Origin of the sequence: Methylobacillus gramineus, assembly GCF_020532675.1 — a bacterium.
Classification (GTDB): domain Bacteria; phylum Pseudomonadota; class Gammaproteobacteria; order Burkholderiales; family Methylophilaceae; genus Methylobacillus; species Methylobacillus gramineus.
Genome location: NZ_JAJAVE010000002.1, coordinates 94,837 through 110,055, shown reverse-complemented (window position 1 = coordinate 110,055; position 15,219 = coordinate 94,837). Strand labels below are relative to the sequence as shown.

The window sequence follows — 15,219 nt, the reverse complement described above, 5'->3', positions numbered from 1 at the left end:
AAGCGAGACCAATATGCAGAACACTCATGCGGCGCAACCACTTGCCCGAAAAAAGATTTTTATTGCTGTCACCCTGGCCTGCAGCAGTTCATTGCTGTTTGCCAGCCACCAAGCACTTGCTGCAGCTAGCAGCCCTGAAATCGAACTCCCCACTATCGCTGTGACTGCCAATCCACTGGGCGTTGCCTCAGATGAATTGGTGGTGCCCGTGTCTACATTGAGCGGCCGTGAACTTTCCTTACACCGTGAAAGCACTCTGGGAGAGACTTTAAAATCCATCCCCGGGGTGTCTTCCACCTATTTCGGCCCCAATGCCTCTCGTCCGATTATCCGCGGGATGGATGGCGAACGGGTGCGCATCATGCAAAATGGCGTCGGCATACTGGATGCCTCCAGTCTCAGTTTCGACCATGCGGTTGCAGTAGACCCTCTCATCATCGAACAGATTGACGTCGTGCGCGGACCAGCGGCCTTGCTTTACGGCGGCAGTGCCGTCGGCGGTGTAGTCAACGCGATAGATCACCGCATTCCCAAACAAGCTATCGATGGTATCACCGGCCGAGGGGAAGTACGTTTGGGTGGTGCGGAAAACCAGAAAAATGGCGCAGTGGTGCTGGATGCTGGCAACGGCTTACTGACCCTGCATGCCGATGCCTACAAGCGCAAAACCGACGACCTGGATATTCCCGGATATGCAGTTTCCAATCGTAAAAACCTGGCCGATGGCACTGTGCGAGAAAACAAGGGGCGCCTCGTCAACAGTGGCTCTGATGCAGATGGCGGCGCCATCGGTGCCTCAATTGCACTGGATAACGGCTATATCGGCATGTCCTATTCCACCTTCAACAATAAATACGGCACGGTCGCGGAACCTGATGTGCTGATTGACATGAAAAGTGACCGCTGGGACTTTGCATCCGAATTACGTGACCTTGGCAGCATCATCAACAAGGTAAAATTCCGCATGGCATATACCGATTACCAGCACCAGGAGCTGGAAGATGGCGAGGTCAGCACCACGTTCAAAAATCGCGGCGTAGAGGGATCGATTGAAGCCTCGCATGGCAATATAGGCCCACTCAGCGGTGTGATCGGGTTGCAGTTCCATAATTCAAAGTTCGAAGCGCTGGGTGAAGAAGCCTTTGTGCCGACCAACCGCACCAACACGCGCGCTATTTATATCTATGAAGAGCTACCCTTGGATGCACTCAAGCTCACTTTTGGCGGCCGGGTTGAGCATGCCAAGATCGAGTCGGATGGAGGTGGCGATTTTGGCCCATCACAGTCCCGTTCCTTTACTCCATTCAGCCTGGCAACTGGAGCTCTGTTCAACCTGGATAAACATTGGTCGCTGAGCACCAACCTTTCACACAACGAGCGTGCTCCCAGCTACTTTGAACTGTATGCGGATGGGGTTCATGTGGCCACCGACCAATATGAAGTTGGTTCCAGCAATTTACAGAAAGAGCGCTCCAATGGCGTAGATGCCCAGATCCGCTGGAAAGATGGGCACAATTCCTTTAGCTTCGGTCCTTACTACACCCGTTTCAGCAGTTTTATCGGCCTGTTTAATAGCGGCAACCTGGTGAATGAGCAAGGTGAGGCCGGGCAGCTGGATTCAGAGATTGCAGAAGCCGAGTTTCGCTCAGCCAAGGCTGTATTCAAGGGCCTGGAAGGTGAAGGCAAGTTCCGTGTGTATGACACCGTCGGTACGCTGGACCTGAATCTGCGTGGTGATTATGTGCGTGCCACCAACCGGGATACGGGTGACTCCCTGCCCCGCATTTCGCCATTGAAGTTAGGATTTGGCCTGGATTACCGCTTCAATCGTTTTGGTTCCAGGCTGGATGTACTCCGCGCCTTCAAGCAGAACCGGACGGATGAAAATGAATTGGTCACAGATGGCTACACGCTGGTCAATGCCACTTTCACCTACAAGCTGCCGACACCTGAGAAGTTCCAGCTGGAAGCCTTTGCCAAGGCGTATAACCTGCTGGATCAAACCATACGTGACCACACGTCCATCCTCAAGGATATAGCCCCCATGGGAGGAAGGTCCTTGCTGCTAGGATTGAGAGGCGAGTTCTAGACCAGTAGCAAGCTGCCCGCGGCGATAGACCATCGCACCGCGGTGCAGCTTGCGCTATCATGACGGTCTTATCAGTCACTCTTTAAGATACGATCATGGCACGTACCGTTTTTTGCATCAAACTTGGCCGCAACGCAGATGGTCTGGATTTCCCACCTTACCCTGGCGAACTCGGCAAACGCATTTTTGAGAATGTCTCCAAGGAAGCCTGGGCAGGCTGGTTGAAGCAGCAAACCATGCTGGTCAACGAAAACCGCCTTAGCCTGGCAGACCCTCAAGCACGTAAATATCTATCCCAGCAGACTGAGTCTTATTTCTTCGGTGAAGGTGCAGATACCGCCTCCGGCTATGTTCCACCCAGCCCTTGAACCGACTTTTCATATAACTGTCACATTACGGGCATAGAGTGAGGTTTTTATCATGTTGCCCGTCAAATTGAGCCCAGAATACTTTATCAATCGCGAGCTGGGCATTCTTGCCTTTAATCGCCGCGTGCTTGCGCAAGCCGAAGATGATCGCGTCCCCCTGCTTGAGCGCCTGAAATTCCTCTGCATATTCAGCAGCAATATGGATGAGTTCTTTGAGGTGCGGGTTGCGGGCCTCAAAAACCAGATTAAATACAACTCACCACATGTCAGTGCTGATGGCATGCTGCCCAAACAGGCCTTTGCCAAGGTCAGCCCTGTAGCACACGAGTTGGTGGATCATCAGTACAAAATCCTGAACGAAGTGGTATTGCCGCGACTGGCTGAGCAACACATCCATTTCATCCGGCGCGGACACTGGAATGACGTACAGCGTGAATGGATTGCTGCCTACTTTTTCCGCGAGCTAATGCCTATCCTGACGCCGATTGGCCTGGATCCTGCACATCCTTTTCCACGTGTCCTCAACAAAAGCTTGAATTTTGCGGTAGAGCTGGAAGGCAAGGATGCGTTTGGCCGTAACTCTGGTGTCGCTATTGTCCAGGCACCTCGAGCACTCCCGCGCGTGATTCGTTTACCGCGTGAAATTGCCGGTTGCGACCATGGTTTTGTTTTCCTCTCGTCCATCCTGCACGCCCATGTCAACGAGCTGTTTTCAGGCATGCAGGTAAAAGGCTGCTACCAGTTCCGGGTCACACGAGATAGCGACTTGATTCTGGATGATGAAGAAACCAAGGACTTGCGACTGGTATTGCAGGGAGAACTGACACACCGACAGTACGGTGATGCCGTCAGGCTTGAGGTGGCGGATAGTTGCCCGGCTGAAATGTCTTCATTCCTGCTCGGCCAGTTTGGCTTGACGCAGGATGATCTCTACCAGGTCAATGGCCTGGTGAATCTCGTCCGTTTGATGCAGATTCCTGACAGTGTAGACCGGCCAGACCTGAAGTTTGCCAACTACACTCCCAGCCTGCCCAAGGAATTGGCCAAGGATGCGGATATCTTCAAGGCAATCCGCAAACAGGACATCCTGTTGCACCATCCCTTCCAGTCTTTCAATCCGGTGATTGATTTCATCAAGCAGGCTGCGGAAGACCCGCAAGTATTAGCGATCAAGCAGACGTTCTACCGTACCAGTGCAGACTCTACCCTGATGAAATCATTGATTGAGGCAGCGCAGCGAGGCAAGGAAGTCACGGTAGTGGTGGAACTGCTGGCGCGATTTGACGAGGAAGCCAACATCAACTGGGCAGCCCAGCTTGAAAATGCCGGTGCTCATGTGGTGTATGGCGTGGTGGGTCACAAGACGCACGCAAAAATGGCCATGGTGGTACGCCGCGATGAAGATAAACTACGCCGCTATGTGCACCTTGCCACCGGCAACTACCACCAGCGCACCGCCAGGTTATATAGTGACTTCGGCTTGCTAACCTGCCAAGAAGAAATCAGTGAGGATGTGAACGACGTATTTGCCCAGCTCACCGGGCTTGGCCGCGCAAGCAAGCTACGCCACCTCTGGCAATCGCCATTTACCCTGCACCAGCGCCTGGTGAAAGCCATACAGAATGAAACGGAAATTGCCAAATCTGGCAAGAAGGCACGCATTATTGCCAAGATGAACGCCCTGCTGGACCCGGATGTGATCCGTGCGTTGTACGATGCATCAAGCGCAGGAGTGCAGATTGAACTCATCGTGCGTGGCGTCTGCGCCTTGCGTCCGGGTATACCGGGCATTTCGGAAAACATCAAGGTGCGTTCCATTGTCGGGCGCTTCCTCGAACACACGCGCATTTTCTATTTCTACGATAACGGTGCAGAACACATTTACCTGTCTAGCGCCGACTGGATGTATAGAAACTTCTTCCGCCGCATTGAAGTGTGCTTTCCGCTGCTGGATGCCAAAGTGAAGAAACGTGTATTCAAGGAAGGTCTGGAGCCTTATCTCAAGGACAATACCAATGCTTGGGAAATGTTGCCTGACGGCACTTATGAATACAAACCCAGCAAGCGTACAAGCTTCGGCGCACAACAATCGCTGATGGCTGAATTTGGGCAGGAAGTATTGCCTGAGGTGTGATTCCGCCGCCAGTATTTGAATAGAAAAAGGGCCGATAATATCGGCCCTTTTTCTATCTAGCTATCCGCAAGACCCTGATAATCATTGAGAGATTCAGGAGGACAATGTAAGACTTAAGCCTATCTCTTTCCAATATTCCATTTCATTTACCAGCTCGGCCTCAGTTAAGGGATTATCAACCAGCCAGCCAGGCTCAATCAAGAGCGTATAGCCCGTCTTGACGATGCTGAGCTGCAGCTCTGGCCGGTTATCCGGCAAACGGTTACGGTGAAACAGTACCGCCAGCCGTAGCACCAGAATCATCAACAAACGATCGGGACTGACTGGCAAGCCGCCTTGCAGCTTGCTGAGAGAACGTCTGTGCGCCCTGACCAATATGCCCAGTGTTTCCTGTTCCATTTTGGAAAAACCGGGCATATCGGCATTTTCAACGATATAGGCAGAGTGCTTATGATAAGCGCCATGGGCTATTGAAATGCCGATCTCATGCAGCTTGGCTGCCCAGGTCAGATATTGTGCAGCCCCGTCTTCATCAATCTGCTTGAGTTGATCGGCACTTTGTCCCAGCAGGATCAATGCCATTTGGCGTACCCGTTCCGCCTGATCTGCATCCACATGGTAGCGACGCATAAAGCTGTTCACGGTCACTTCGCGGACATCCTGATCATGCAAGCGCCCAAGTAATTCATAGAGCACGCCTTCACGCAGAGCACTGCTGGCAGCCGTCATGCGCTCTATCTTCAGCGCATCAAAAGCAGCAGTCATAATCGCCAGCCCGCCCGGCAGTACCGCCGCACGATCCGCACTCAAGCCGGGCAATTCAATTTTCTTGATTTCCTTGGCCTTGAGCAATTGCTGACGCAAATACTCCAAACCCTCTCGCGTGATTTCACCTTCACTCAAGCCACTGAGGCGGATGATCTCGCCTAATGCCTTTGCCGTGCCGGAAGAGCCGACAGCCTCATCCCAGCCTTCTGCCATAAAGTGTTTGCGTATGCTTTGAATTTCAGCAGCGGCAGCGATGCGCGCCCTATCCATGGCAGCCTCGGTCAGTTTGCCATCTGGGAAATAACGCATGCTGTAACTGACACAGCCCATATAGAGACTTTCCATCTCTATCGGCTCCAAGCCCTGGCCAATGATGAACTCAGTGGATCCGCCACCAATATCAATCACCAGGCGCTTATGGGTGGCTGGGGGAAGGCTGTGGCTGACGCCCACAAAGATCATGCGGGCCTCTTCCCGGCCTGCAATGATCTCGATAGGAAAACCCAGTGCCTCCTGGGCCTCACGCATCAATTCAGGGGCATTGCGGGCCACACGGAAGGTATTGGTAGCCACGGCACGCACTGCTTGTGACGGCAGGCCACGCAGCCGTTCACCAAATCGTTTAAGACAGTCAATCGCACGACGCTGCGCGTCTGCATCCAGATTGTTTTTTTCATCAAGTCCGGCACCAAGACGCACCGCCTCTCGCAGGGAATCATGAAAAATCAGATGCCCATCCGACACACGTGCCAACTGCAGCCTGAAACTATTGGATCCCAGATCAACTGCTGCGATTTCGGGAAATTCTGGTTTTTTTGTACCCAACGTAAAGCCTTATGCCCTGATAATAAACTTGACCGACGACGGTTAGGGCTCTTGCGCTTCGCGCTCCATCTCCTGCACCGTGGTATGACGCACGTCCTTGCCTTTTACCATGTAGATCACGTATTCAGCAATATTCTTGGCATGGTCGCCGATACGTTCAATCGCCTTGGCGACAAATAATACTTCCAGCGACATCGAGATCGTACGCGGATCTTCCAGCATGAACGTGATCAACTGGCGCATGGCAGCACGAAACTGCTCATCCACCTGTTCATCCTGACGCGCTACATCAACAGTCTTGGTTACATCAAGGCGGGCAAACGCATCCAGCGCCGTACGCAACATTTCACGCACATGGCCCACCATGGTCTTGATTTCATTGAAACGCGGTGTGTAAAGACGACCGGACTCGTATACCTTCTGGGCAACACGGGCAATCTTGGTCGCCTCATCGCCAATACGCTCAAGGTCCGTAATGGTCTTGACCACCATCATGATCATACGCAAATCACCGGCAGCAGGCTGACGACGTGCGATGATATGGCTGCAGTCCTCATCCACCTGTACTTCCAGCGCATTCACCTTGTGGTCATTGGCAATTACCTTGTCGGCCAATGTCAGATTGGCAGTGACCAGGGCTTCCAGCGCATTGACAATCTGCTGTTCCACCAGACCGCCCATTTCCAATACTTTTGCACGCACCGATTCCAGTTCGGCATCGTATTGTTTATACGTATGTTCAAATTGCATAACGCGATCCCTTCCGTGATTGATGCTGGTCAGTCATTTGAAATGACCGGCCAGGCTTGTGAGTCAACTCTATAGCTTAATTGCCGATTATGACAATTTAATGTTTGGATGCTCGCGCTTCTTGCTTTTCAGTGACTTACTTGGCTGTCAGTGTCTTGACGCCATCTGCGGTTGCCAGCAGTAATACATTGGCTGGGCGCACAGCAAACAAGCCATTGGTGACCACACCAACGATCTGGTTGATCTTGGTTTCCAGCTCAACCGGATTGAGGATTTCCAAACCGTGTACATCCAGAATGACATTACCGTTATCGGTCGTAAAATCGCGCAACTTGGGTTGGCCACCGAGCTTGACCAATTCACGCGCTACATGGCTACGTGCCATCGGAATCACCTCAACTGGCAGTGGAAACTTGCCAATCACAGAGACTAGCTTACTCTCATCACAGATACAGATGAACTCCTTAGCGCATGCAGCCACGATTTTTTCACGCGTCAAGGCACCACCACCACCCTTCAGCATATGCATGTGTTCGGTAATTTCATCCGCACCGTCCACATAAATTTCCATGCCATCCACATCATTCAGGTCAAACACTTCAATGCCATGGCCGCGCAAACGCTGGGCTGTCGCTTCGGAGCTGGCAACCGCGCCATCAATACGGTGCTTTACCTTGGCCAGCTCATCAATGAAGAAATTAGCGGTTGAGCCAGTACCAACACCGATAATGCCACTCTTAACATATTCAACCGCTGCCTTGGCAACCTGCTGCTTCAATTCGTCCTGTGTAGCCATTTTTACTTTAACCCTTATGTTTTCTTTATAATTCAGATTCATTAGAACCAAACCCTGAATAATACACTGCTGCATCATATACTGCAGCCTTGGACCGCATCACCTCAATGAAAATCAACTACCTGCAAAAAATCAAAACCGCACGCGTATACGACGTGGCCTGTAAAACACCGCTTGATCTCTTAAGCAACATTTCCAGCCGCATTCACAATACGGTGTTGCTCAAGCGTGAAGACATGCAGCCGGTATTTTCATTCAAGCTGCGTGGCGCGTACAACAAGATGGCCAACCTGTCCAAGGAGGCGCTTGCCCGTGGCGTCATTACGGCCTCTGCGGGCAATCATGCCCAGGGTGTAGCGTTAGCGGCAAAGAATGCAGGGTGCCGTGCCGTCATCGTCATGCCCGTCACCACCCCCAAAATCAAGGTTGATGCCGTACGCAACCGTGGTGGTGAAGTGGTATTGGCTGGTGAGTCCTATACCGATGCCTATAACCACGCCCTGCAACTAGAACAAGAACAGCAGCTCACATTTGTGCATCCGTTTGATGATCCGGATGTGATCGCAGGTCAAGGCACGGTAGCAGTAGAAATTCTGGATGCCCATCCCGAACCGATAGAAGCCATTTTTTGCCCGGTGGGTGGTGGTGGCCTGATCGCCGGTATGGCAGCGTATATCAAACAAGTACGGCCTGAAATCCGCATTATCGGCGTAGAAGTCAGCGATGCCAATGCCATGACGCTATCGCTGCAACAAGGCAAACGCGTCACCCTGGATCAGGTTGGGTTATTTGCCGATGGCAAGGCCGTCAAGCTAGTTGGCGAGGAAACGTTCCGCCTTTGCCAGGAATATGTAGACGAGATGATCCTGGTAGACAACGATGCCATCTGCGCGGCGATCAAGGACGTATTTGAGGATACCCGCGCCATTCTGGAGCCAACCGGTGCATTGGCATTGGCCGGCCTCAAGGCCTATGCACAGCAACACCAGCTACAAGATAAAACACTGATTGCGATTGCGTCTGGTGCCAACATGAGTTTTGACCGCCTGCGTTTTGTGGCCGAACGTGCCGAGATAGGCGAAAAGCGTGAGGCAGTGCTTGCAGTCACGATCCCGGAAAGCCCAGGTTCGTTCAAGCAGTTCTGTCGGCTGATTGGCAACCGCAATATCACTGAATTCAATTACCGCTACGCGGATGCCAGTGCTGCGCACATCTATGTGGGCGTGGCCATCCAGGATCCTAGCGAATCTGGCACGCTGGTAAAGCAACTACAACAACACGGCCTGCCAGCGCTGGATTTAAGCGAGAATGAAGTCGCCAAGCTGCATCTGCGCCACTTGGTCGGGGGCCATGCACCACAAGCAGAGCATGAACAAGTCTATCGTTTTGAGTTTCCGGAAAAACCAGGCGCATTGATGAACTTCCTCGACAGCATGCGCCATGACTGGAATATCAGCCTGTTCCATTATCGCAATCACGGTGCGGATTTCGGCCGCGTGCTGGTTGGCATGCAGGTACCGCCCGGTGAAGACCTTGAGTTCAGGAAATTCCTCGACAATTTGGGTTACCCATACTGGGATGAGAGCAACAATCCTGCCTATAAGCTTTTTCTGGGCTAAATAACATGGCAATAAAAAAAGCCCGCTGATTGGCGGGCTTTTTTTATGATGGATAACAGAAGCTCAATTAGCCTTTGTTAACTATCGGAGTACCGTAAGCCGTAATGTCGTAATCGGTTAACTCATATCCCAGCTCACGCACAATCACCTTGAGACGCTCTTCTATGCCCAGGTCATAAAATTCGCGCACTTCGCCAGTGCTGGTGCTGACCAGGTGACCGTGATGTTCTTCACCGTCATTCAGTTCATAGACTGCCTTGTTGTTGCCCAGCTGGCTGCGCTTTAACAGGCCGGTCTGTTCAAATTGCGCCAACACGCGATATACCGTGGCAAGGCCAAACTCTGAATGATCAGTGATCAGAATGCGGTACACATCTTCTGCAGCCAGGTGGCGTTGCTCACTATTCCGGAAAATATCCAGCACCTTGAGTCGTGGCAAGGTAATCTTGAGGCCACTATTTCTAAGATCCTGATGTGGATCGAGTGCCCCGTCTTCTTTTTTTATGCCCATAATCATCTCCTTTTAATTTGAGTCAGCGCTCGATATTCAAATCATATCATGCATCACATACATGTTTGTTGCGCAACAGTCAGCGACACTATGCCAGCAAATGCAAGATCGTGTCCCAATCGCGCGGATCCACCGGTGTAATCGACAAGCGGTTACCGCGTTGCAAAATCCGCAGATTCTCCAATGCTGGCGTATCGCGCATTTCTTTCAGGCTCAGCAAGCGAGTCTTACGCACCAGCTTGACATCCACATTAAACCAGCGCGGCGTTTCCGGCGTCGCTTTAGGATCATAATATTTATGACCTTCGATGAACTGCAAGCGATCGGGATATGCCAATGTACTGACTTCGGCAACACCCACGATGCCAGGTTCCGCACAATTTGAATGATAGAACAATACGCCATCCCCTACCTGCATCTGGTCCCGCATAAAGTTGCGAGCCTGATAGTTGCGCACACCATACCAGTCCACACTCTGATTGGGGAAAGCAGCCAGGTCATCTATCGAGACATCCCCGGGCTCCGATTTCATTAACCAATAACGCATGAGTTTCTCAAATCAATCCAGATTCCGTATCATACCTCGACTTACCCTTCATTCAGAGCACCCGCATGCCACGCAACGTACTTGGAACCACCTTACAACCATGCAGTACAGACCCATTGACTGGCTTTACCCGTAGCGGATCCTGCGAAACAGGCCCTGAAGATATTGGTAGCCATACCGTGTGTGCCATGATGACCGAGGAATTCCTGATCTTTTCAAAAGCCAAGGGCAACGACCTCAGCACGCCTAGACCTGAATACGGGTTTGATGGACTGGAACCGGGTGACCGCTGGTGCCTGTGCGCTACACGCTGGCATGAAGCTGCTGAAGAGGGATTTGCGCCGCCGGTGATATTAGAGGCCACGCACGCACGGGCATTGGACATCATCAGCCTGGCAGACCTGAAATATCACGCCTTGCAATAATGGCAACGTAAGGGAGTTCCCCGCAAATGTCATCCGAGCCGGCATCCTGAACCTGTACGGTTCAAGTGGTGACGATCTAAAGCCACATTAGGTACACCCGCATCGGAGCGCGCACACAGCTACTTAACAGACCGAAACCGAGGCCAAATTTATGGTTCAAGGAATCTATGGCTCAAACAGCACCGCGGGGAACAAAAGGGAGGAATCAGTCAGGCTGCTTCCTTTTAAAACTGGGGAAGATATCGTGCTAGAAAAGCTGGTTAGGCTCACCAACAACGGCATCAATTTGTTCCTGCATTGAAGAGATTCTACGCTTGAAATCGCCAATGTCAAAACCACCGACCTCGGCAGTCAGCAACTCATGCGTGATATTCAGCGCAGCCATCACTGCAATCCTTTCCACACCGACCACCTTGCCGGTATCGCGAATCTCACGCATTTTCTTATCAAGGTAATCAACCGAGCGCAACAAGCCTGCACGCTCTTCATCTGTACAGGCAATCGTGAACTCACGGCCCATGATATTGACATCAACACCCTTTACCGCGCTCATAAGGTCCCTTCCGGCAAGCGCTCAATCAGGGCTTCAAGCCTGGTAGTGGCAAGCGCCATATTTTCTTTTAACTGTTTGCTATCATCTTGAGCACTGACAAGCTCCTGCCGCAGCTCAAGATTCTCAGCACGCAATAAATGACACAGCGAAATGAGCTGGCCGAGTTTTTCTTCCAAAGCGATCAAATCAGAATCCATGGCGCCACTATAATTGCAAAATCTGCAACCGGTCAACTAAAGTTCAGGATTTATGACGTGATTACAACATCTTATATCTGAAACTTATTTTACCCTCTAAGCATCGAATCCATTATAATCTGGCCAAGTTTCTAGGTGCCTCATCCACGATTCCGTGGTCAAGGTGAAACTGGGAAACAGGTGCGTTCAGTCAAAGAGCCGAACCATTCCTGTACTGCCCCCGCAACGGTAAGCAATTCACACTCTATCCTCATGCCACTGTGATATCCATCATGGGAAGGCGATAGCGTGCATATTGCAAGTCCGGAGACCGGCCTGGAAATGAAAAAGGATGTGCTGCGGGGATGCAGCCTGCCTAATGATGACGGTCGCCCGTTGCTCATGGCTATGCCCCTGCACACTCCATTCATATATCAGCAATTGCGGGGACGCTATTGCTTCAGGAGTTTGCAGTCATGTTTCGTTTTTCAGTGGGCACCATCGCCCTCGCTTCAATATTCTCAACATCGATTACCGCGCAAGCTGCGGATACCAGACTGGAAGATACCGTCGTTACGGCATCCCGGGCAGAACAAAAAGTCACCGACGTGATTGGTGATATCTCAATTATCACAGAAGAGCAGATTCAAAAAGCCGGGCAAACTACTCTGGTCGAGTTATTAGCCATGCAACCAGGCATTGAAACTTCCAGCAATGGCGGAGTAGGAAAATCCACCAACATTTACATCCGTGGTACCAATCCAACACATACCTTGATCTTGGTGGATGGGGTACGCATCAGTTCAGCTACTACTGGGGAAACTGCGATACAGCATATCCCCTTGAGTCAAATTGAACGTGTTGAAATTCTGCGTGGACCTGCTAGCAGCATGTACGGGGCTGATGCCATCGGTGGAGTGATTCAAATTTTCACCAAATCTGGAAAAGGTAGCCCTAAATTCAACGCTTCAGTTGGCCTGGGCAACTATGGTACCGCCATTGGTGAAGCTGGCGTAAACGGCAGGATCAACAACACCAGTTATAGCCTGCAGGGCGGAGCAGTCCATGTAAATGGCATCAGCACCATCAAAAACAAAACGAACCGTGCATACAATTCAGATACTGATGGATATCGCAACCAGAACATCTCTGCAAAAATCACACAGCACCTCTCAGAAAATGATGAGATCGGGCTCAATGTACTCGTCACCGATAGCCGTAGTTTCAACGATTCAGGTAGCACAGCCACAACCTCTCGTTATGATTACTTTCTGGATCAAACCCTGTCCAGTTATACCGTGCACAGCAAAAACCGATTCAATCAATATTGGACAAGCTTATTGAGTTTTTCAAAAAGCACTGATGATCTGTCTTCATTTACGAAAAGGCCTACATCCACCTCTGAAAGTACATTCAAGACTACTCAGGACCAATATTTGTGGCAGAACACCCTGACGACTCCCATCGGCTTGGTAAACCTTGGTGTTGAGAGGCGAGAACAAAAAGCAGATAGCAATGCGACCACCCCATTACTTGTCAACGAACGGGATATTCAGTCCTATTTTGCGGGCTGGCAAAAGCGTATTGACAAGCATGGTTTCCAAGTCAATCTACGCAATGACGACAACTCCCAGTTTGGCAATAAAACCACTGGCAATGCGGGTTATGCCTATCAGATCACATCCACATTAAAAGCCAGTGCAAGTATAGGCACGGCATTTGCGGCACCCACCTTCAACCAGCTTTATTCACCGACTAGCATTCTTCAGGGCATTACCTATCTCAGCAACCCAAACCTTAAACCTGAAGAGTCACGCAATAAGGAAATTGGATTGCAATACGATAATGGTCGTGATTTCGTCAGTGCTACCTATTATCACAATGAAGTGGATAACCTGATCAGCCGTACCGGCACACGCACACTCCTGCAAACAATCAATATCGACCAAGCTGTGCTTCGTGGACTGACCCTCAACTTCCGCACCTCACTTGCTGGCTTCAAACTGGCTGCCAATGCTGATTTCCAACGCCCTGAGAATGAAGCAAATGGTAATTTGCTACCACGCAGGGCCAAAGAGCATGGCTTTATTTCAATCAGCAAGAATTTTAACGCGTGGGATTTGGGTGGTGAAATTCAATCCTCTGGTGCACGTTACAACGATGCTGAAAATACTGTGCGCATGTCGGGCTATACCTTGGTCAACTTCTACACCAACTATCGCATCAATGACGACTGGTCACTCAATGCTCGTGTCAACAACCTGTTTGACCGCAAGTATGAGCTGGCAAGAGACTATGGCACTTACGGTACCAACCTGTTTGTGTCATTAAGATTCTCGCCGTCAATGTAATGTGGAGAGCAAGCCGTCGCATGCAATGACGGCTTGCAACAAACCAGATCATGCACATGCATTTAAGTTAAAATTCGGCGTTATTCACTATTTATCCGGCCTGGAGACAAACTAACATGCTGACACTCAATAAAAATTACCAGATATTGATCGGCTTGCTGCTTGCAGCATTGCTGATTTTGACGCGCGGTCATCACTTTGCTGCGATTAATCATTTGCCTAGCGCTTCATGGGCGGTGTTCTTCCTGGCAGGTGTTTACCTGCGTCCGGCCTGGGTATTCGCAGCGTTGCTGGCTTTGGCTGCCAGTCTGGACTTTGCCGCCGTCACCTGGGGTGGTGTCAGCAATTTCTGCACTACGCCAGCCTATGGCTTCCTGCTTCCTGCATATGGCTCATTGTGGCTGGGTGGTCGCTGGTTTGCCAAGCACTACCAGTTTGCATTCAAGTCGATTGCCACATTGGCCGCCAGCGTCGTAGCGAGCAGCTTTGTGTGTCACCTGTTCTCCAGCGGCGGTTTTTACTTCCTGTCTGGTCGCTATGCGGATCCCACACTGGCTGAATACTTGCCGCGCATCGCAAAATATTACCCATCTTACTTAGGCACACTGGCATTTTATGTCGCCACTGCCGCCATCATCCACATTGTGGTGAAGGCGCTGCGATCTGATGCCAAACAGACGGCATGACAGAGCAGAAAAACACTGACCTCAATCAGCGCCATTCAGAAAGAATGGCGCGCAAAAAATCAGTCGTCGATGCCAAGATCGACGCTGCCAAAGTCGAACGCGGCCTGTTGCTGGTAAACACTGGTAACGGCAAAGGCAAATCCACTGCCGCATTTGGGCTGCTGGCACGGGCACTGGGCCATGGCATGAAAGCCGTGGTCGTCCAGTTTGTCAAAGGCCGCTCAGACACAGGAGAAGAAGCTTTCTTCCGCGATCAGCCAGGTGTCACCTGGCATGTGATGGGAGAAGGTTTCACCTGGGAAACGCAGAACCGCGATCGCGATATCTCTGCAGCGCAACAAGGCTGGGCTGCAGCGCAGGCAGCGCTAAAAGATCCTGCTGTAGGCGTTGTCATTCTTGATGAGCTCAATATCGTGCTCAAGTACAAATACCTGGAATTGTCACAAGTGCTGGCGGATATCACGCAGCGCCCATCCATGCAGCACGTGATTGTCACTGGCCGTGCTGCACAGCCAGAACTGGTAGAGCTCGCAGATACCGTCACCGACATGACCATGGTCAAGCATGCGTTCAAGAATGGTGTGCAGGCCATGCCTGGTGTTGAGTGGTAACCCAGATTGA

The 15,219-nt window shown here is 51.2% G+C and carries 15 protein-coding genes and 1 riboswitch; of the genes, 8 read left to right on the top strand and 7 right to left on the bottom strand.

Features of this window, described 5'->3' with window-relative positions; all coding sequences use genetic code 11:
* The first annotated feature begins 13 nt into the window (after nt 1–13).
* The 3 genes from LG201_RS09955 (at nt 14) to ppk1 (ending at nt 4,591) form a co-directional block, all read left to right on the top strand.
* Nucleotides 14–2,089, top strand: a complete 2,076-nt coding sequence (locus tag LG201_RS09955) for a TonB-dependent receptor (RefSeq protein WP_226772170.1) — start codon at nt 14–16, stop codon at nt 2,087–2,089.
* Between the two features lie 95 nt (nt 2,090–2,184).
* On the top strand, nt 2,185–2,457 hold the full coding sequence (locus LG201_RS09950; RefSeq protein WP_226772051.1) for an oxidative damage protection protein: 273 nt from the start codon (nt 2,185–2,187) through the stop codon (nt 2,455–2,457).
* 52 nt (nt 2,458–2,509) lie between these two features.
* The gene (ppk1, locus tag LG201_RS09945) at nt 2,510–4,591 is read left to right on the top strand and encodes a polyphosphate kinase 1 (RefSeq protein ID WP_226772050.1); all 2,082 of its coding nucleotides are present in this window, start codon (nt 2,510–2,512) and stop codon (nt 4,589–4,591) included.
* A gap of 93 nt (nt 4,592–4,684) precedes the next feature.
* Here ppk1 and ppx read toward each other — a convergent pair whose 3' ends face one another.
* From ppx to rpiA, 3 genes are all read right to left on the bottom strand, one after another.
* Complete coding sequence (gene ppx / locus LG201_RS09940; RefSeq protein ID WP_226772049.1) at nt 4,685–6,184, bottom strand: exopolyphosphatase; 1,500 nt, start codon at nt 6,182–6,184, stop codon at nt 4,685–4,687.
* A gap of 42 nt (nt 6,185–6,226) precedes the next feature.
* Nucleotides 6,227–6,934, bottom strand: coding sequence for a phosphate signaling complex protein PhoU (gene phoU, locus LG201_RS09935; protein ID WP_226772048.1), 708 nt, complete (start codon nt 6,932–6,934; stop codon nt 6,227–6,229).
* 136 nt (nt 6,935–7,070) lie between these two features.
* Nucleotides 7,071–7,730 carry a ribose-5-phosphate isomerase RpiA gene (gene rpiA, locus LG201_RS09930; RefSeq protein WP_226772047.1) on the bottom strand — a complete coding sequence of 220 codons (660 nt, stop codon included), beginning with the start codon at nt 7,728–7,730 and terminating at the stop codon, nt 7,071–7,073.
* Nucleotides 7,731–7,828: 98 nt separating this feature from the next.
* On the opposite strand from rpiA, the gene ilvA reads away from it, so the two are divergent.
* Entirely contained in the window at nt 7,829–9,349 is a 1,521-nt protein-coding gene (gene ilvA, locus LG201_RS09925) for a threonine ammonia-lyase, biosynthetic (RefSeq protein WP_319006053.1), read from the top strand.
* 67 nt (nt 9,350–9,416) lie between these two features.
* Here ilvA and LG201_RS09920 read toward each other — a convergent pair whose 3' ends face one another.
* Entirely contained in the window at nt 9,417–9,860 is a 444-nt protein-coding gene (locus LG201_RS09920; protein WP_226772045.1) for a transcriptional repressor, read from the bottom strand.
* 88 nt (nt 9,861–9,948) lie between these two features.
* Complete coding sequence (locus LG201_RS09915; protein WP_226772044.1) at nt 9,949–10,407, bottom strand: EVE domain-containing protein; 459 nt, start codon at nt 10,405–10,407, stop codon at nt 9,949–9,951.
* A gap of 65 nt (nt 10,408–10,472) precedes the next feature.
* Here LG201_RS09915 and LG201_RS09910 point away from each other — a divergent pair, with 65 nt between their 5' ends.
* Nucleotides 10,473–10,832, top strand: coding sequence for a DUF2237 family protein (locus LG201_RS09910; protein WP_226772043.1), 360 nt, complete (start codon nt 10,473–10,475; stop codon nt 10,830–10,832).
* 247 nt (nt 10,833–11,079) lie between these two features.
* On the opposite strand, the gene LG201_RS09905 is transcribed toward LG201_RS09910, so the two are convergent.
* Both LG201_RS09905 and LG201_RS09900 read right to left on the bottom strand, forming a co-directional pair.
* The gene (locus tag LG201_RS09905) at nt 11,080–11,385 is read right to left on the bottom strand and encodes a cell division protein ZapA (protein WP_226772042.1); all 306 of its coding nucleotides are present in this window, start codon (nt 11,383–11,385) and stop codon (nt 11,080–11,082) included.
* A complete protein-coding gene (locus LG201_RS09900; protein WP_226772041.1) occupies nt 11,382–11,582 on the bottom strand; it encodes a hypothetical protein in 201 nt (66 codons plus the stop codon). Before LG201_RS09900 ends, LG201_RS09905 begins: the two co-directional genes overlap by 4 nt.
* A 116-nt stretch (nt 11,583–11,698) precedes the next feature.
* Nucleotides 11,699–11,915, top strand: a riboswitch (cobalamin riboswitch).
* 122 nt (nt 11,916–12,037) lie between these two features.
* Here LG201_RS09900 and LG201_RS09895 point away from each other — a divergent pair.
* The 3 genes from LG201_RS09895 to cobO all read left to right on the top strand — a co-directional run bounded on the left by LG201_RS09895 (nt 12,038) and on the right by cobO (nt 15,209).
* The gene (locus LG201_RS09895) at nt 12,038–13,912 is read left to right on the top strand and encodes a TonB-dependent receptor domain-containing protein (protein ID WP_226772040.1); all 1,875 of its coding nucleotides are present in this window, start codon (nt 12,038–12,040) and stop codon (nt 13,910–13,912) included.
* Between the two features lie 116 nt (nt 13,913–14,028).
* The gene (locus LG201_RS09890; RefSeq protein ID WP_226772039.1) at nt 14,029–14,598 is read left to right on the top strand and encodes a hypothetical protein; all 570 of its coding nucleotides are present in this window, start codon (nt 14,029–14,031) and stop codon (nt 14,596–14,598) included.
* Nucleotides 14,595–15,209, top strand: a complete 615-nt coding sequence (gene cobO, locus LG201_RS09885) for a cob(I)yrinic acid a,c-diamide adenosyltransferase (RefSeq protein WP_226772038.1) — start codon at nt 14,595–14,597, stop codon at nt 15,207–15,209. The genes LG201_RS09890 and cobO overlap by 4 nt, the downstream gene beginning before the upstream one ends.
* The last annotated feature ends 10 nt before the right edge of the window (nt 15,210–15,219 follow it).

Coding starts and splice junctions, on each gene's coding strand:
- LG201_RS09955 (WP_226772170.1), top strand. CDS start 14: ATGCAGAACACTCATGCGGCGCAACCACTTGCCCGAAAAAAGATTTTT.
- LG201_RS09950 (WP_226772051.1), top strand. CDS start 2,185: ATGGCACGTACCGTTTTTTGCATCAAACTTGGCCGCAACGCAGATGGT.
- ppk1 (WP_226772050.1), top strand. CDS start 2,510: ATGTTGCCCGTCAAATTGAGCCCAGAATACTTTATCAATCGCGAGCTG.
- phoU (WP_226772048.1), bottom strand. CDS start 6,934: ATGCAATTTGAACATACGTATAAACAATACGATGCCGAACTGGAATCG.
- rpiA (WP_226772047.1), bottom strand. CDS start 7,730: ATGGCTACACAGGACGAATTGAAGCAGCAGGTTGCCAAGGCAGCGGTT.
- LG201_RS09920 (WP_226772045.1), bottom strand. CDS start 9,860: ATGGGCATAAAAAAAGAAGACGGGGCACTCGATCCACATCAGGATCTT.
- LG201_RS09915 (WP_226772044.1), bottom strand. CDS start 10,407: ATGCGTTATTGGTTAATGAAATCGGAGCCCGGGGATGTCTCGATAGAT.
- LG201_RS09910 (WP_226772043.1), top strand. CDS start 10,473: ATGCCACGCAACGTACTTGGAACCACCTTACAACCATGCAGTACAGAC.
- LG201_RS09905 (WP_226772042.1), bottom strand. CDS start 11,385: ATGAGCGCGGTAAAGGGTGTTGATGTCAATATCATGGGCCGTGAGTTC.
- LG201_RS09900 (WP_226772041.1), bottom strand. CDS start 11,582: ATGGATTCTGATTTGATCGCTTTGGAAGAAAAACTCGGCCAGCTCATT.
- LG201_RS09895 (WP_226772040.1), top strand. CDS start 12,038: ATGTTTCGTTTTTCAGTGGGCACCATCGCCCTCGCTTCAATATTCTCA.
- LG201_RS09890 (WP_226772039.1), top strand. CDS start 14,029: ATGCTGACACTCAATAAAAATTACCAGATATTGATCGGCTTGCTGCTT.
- cobO (WP_226772038.1), top strand. CDS start 14,595: ATGACAGAGCAGAAAAACACTGACCTCAATCAGCGCCATTCAGAAAGA.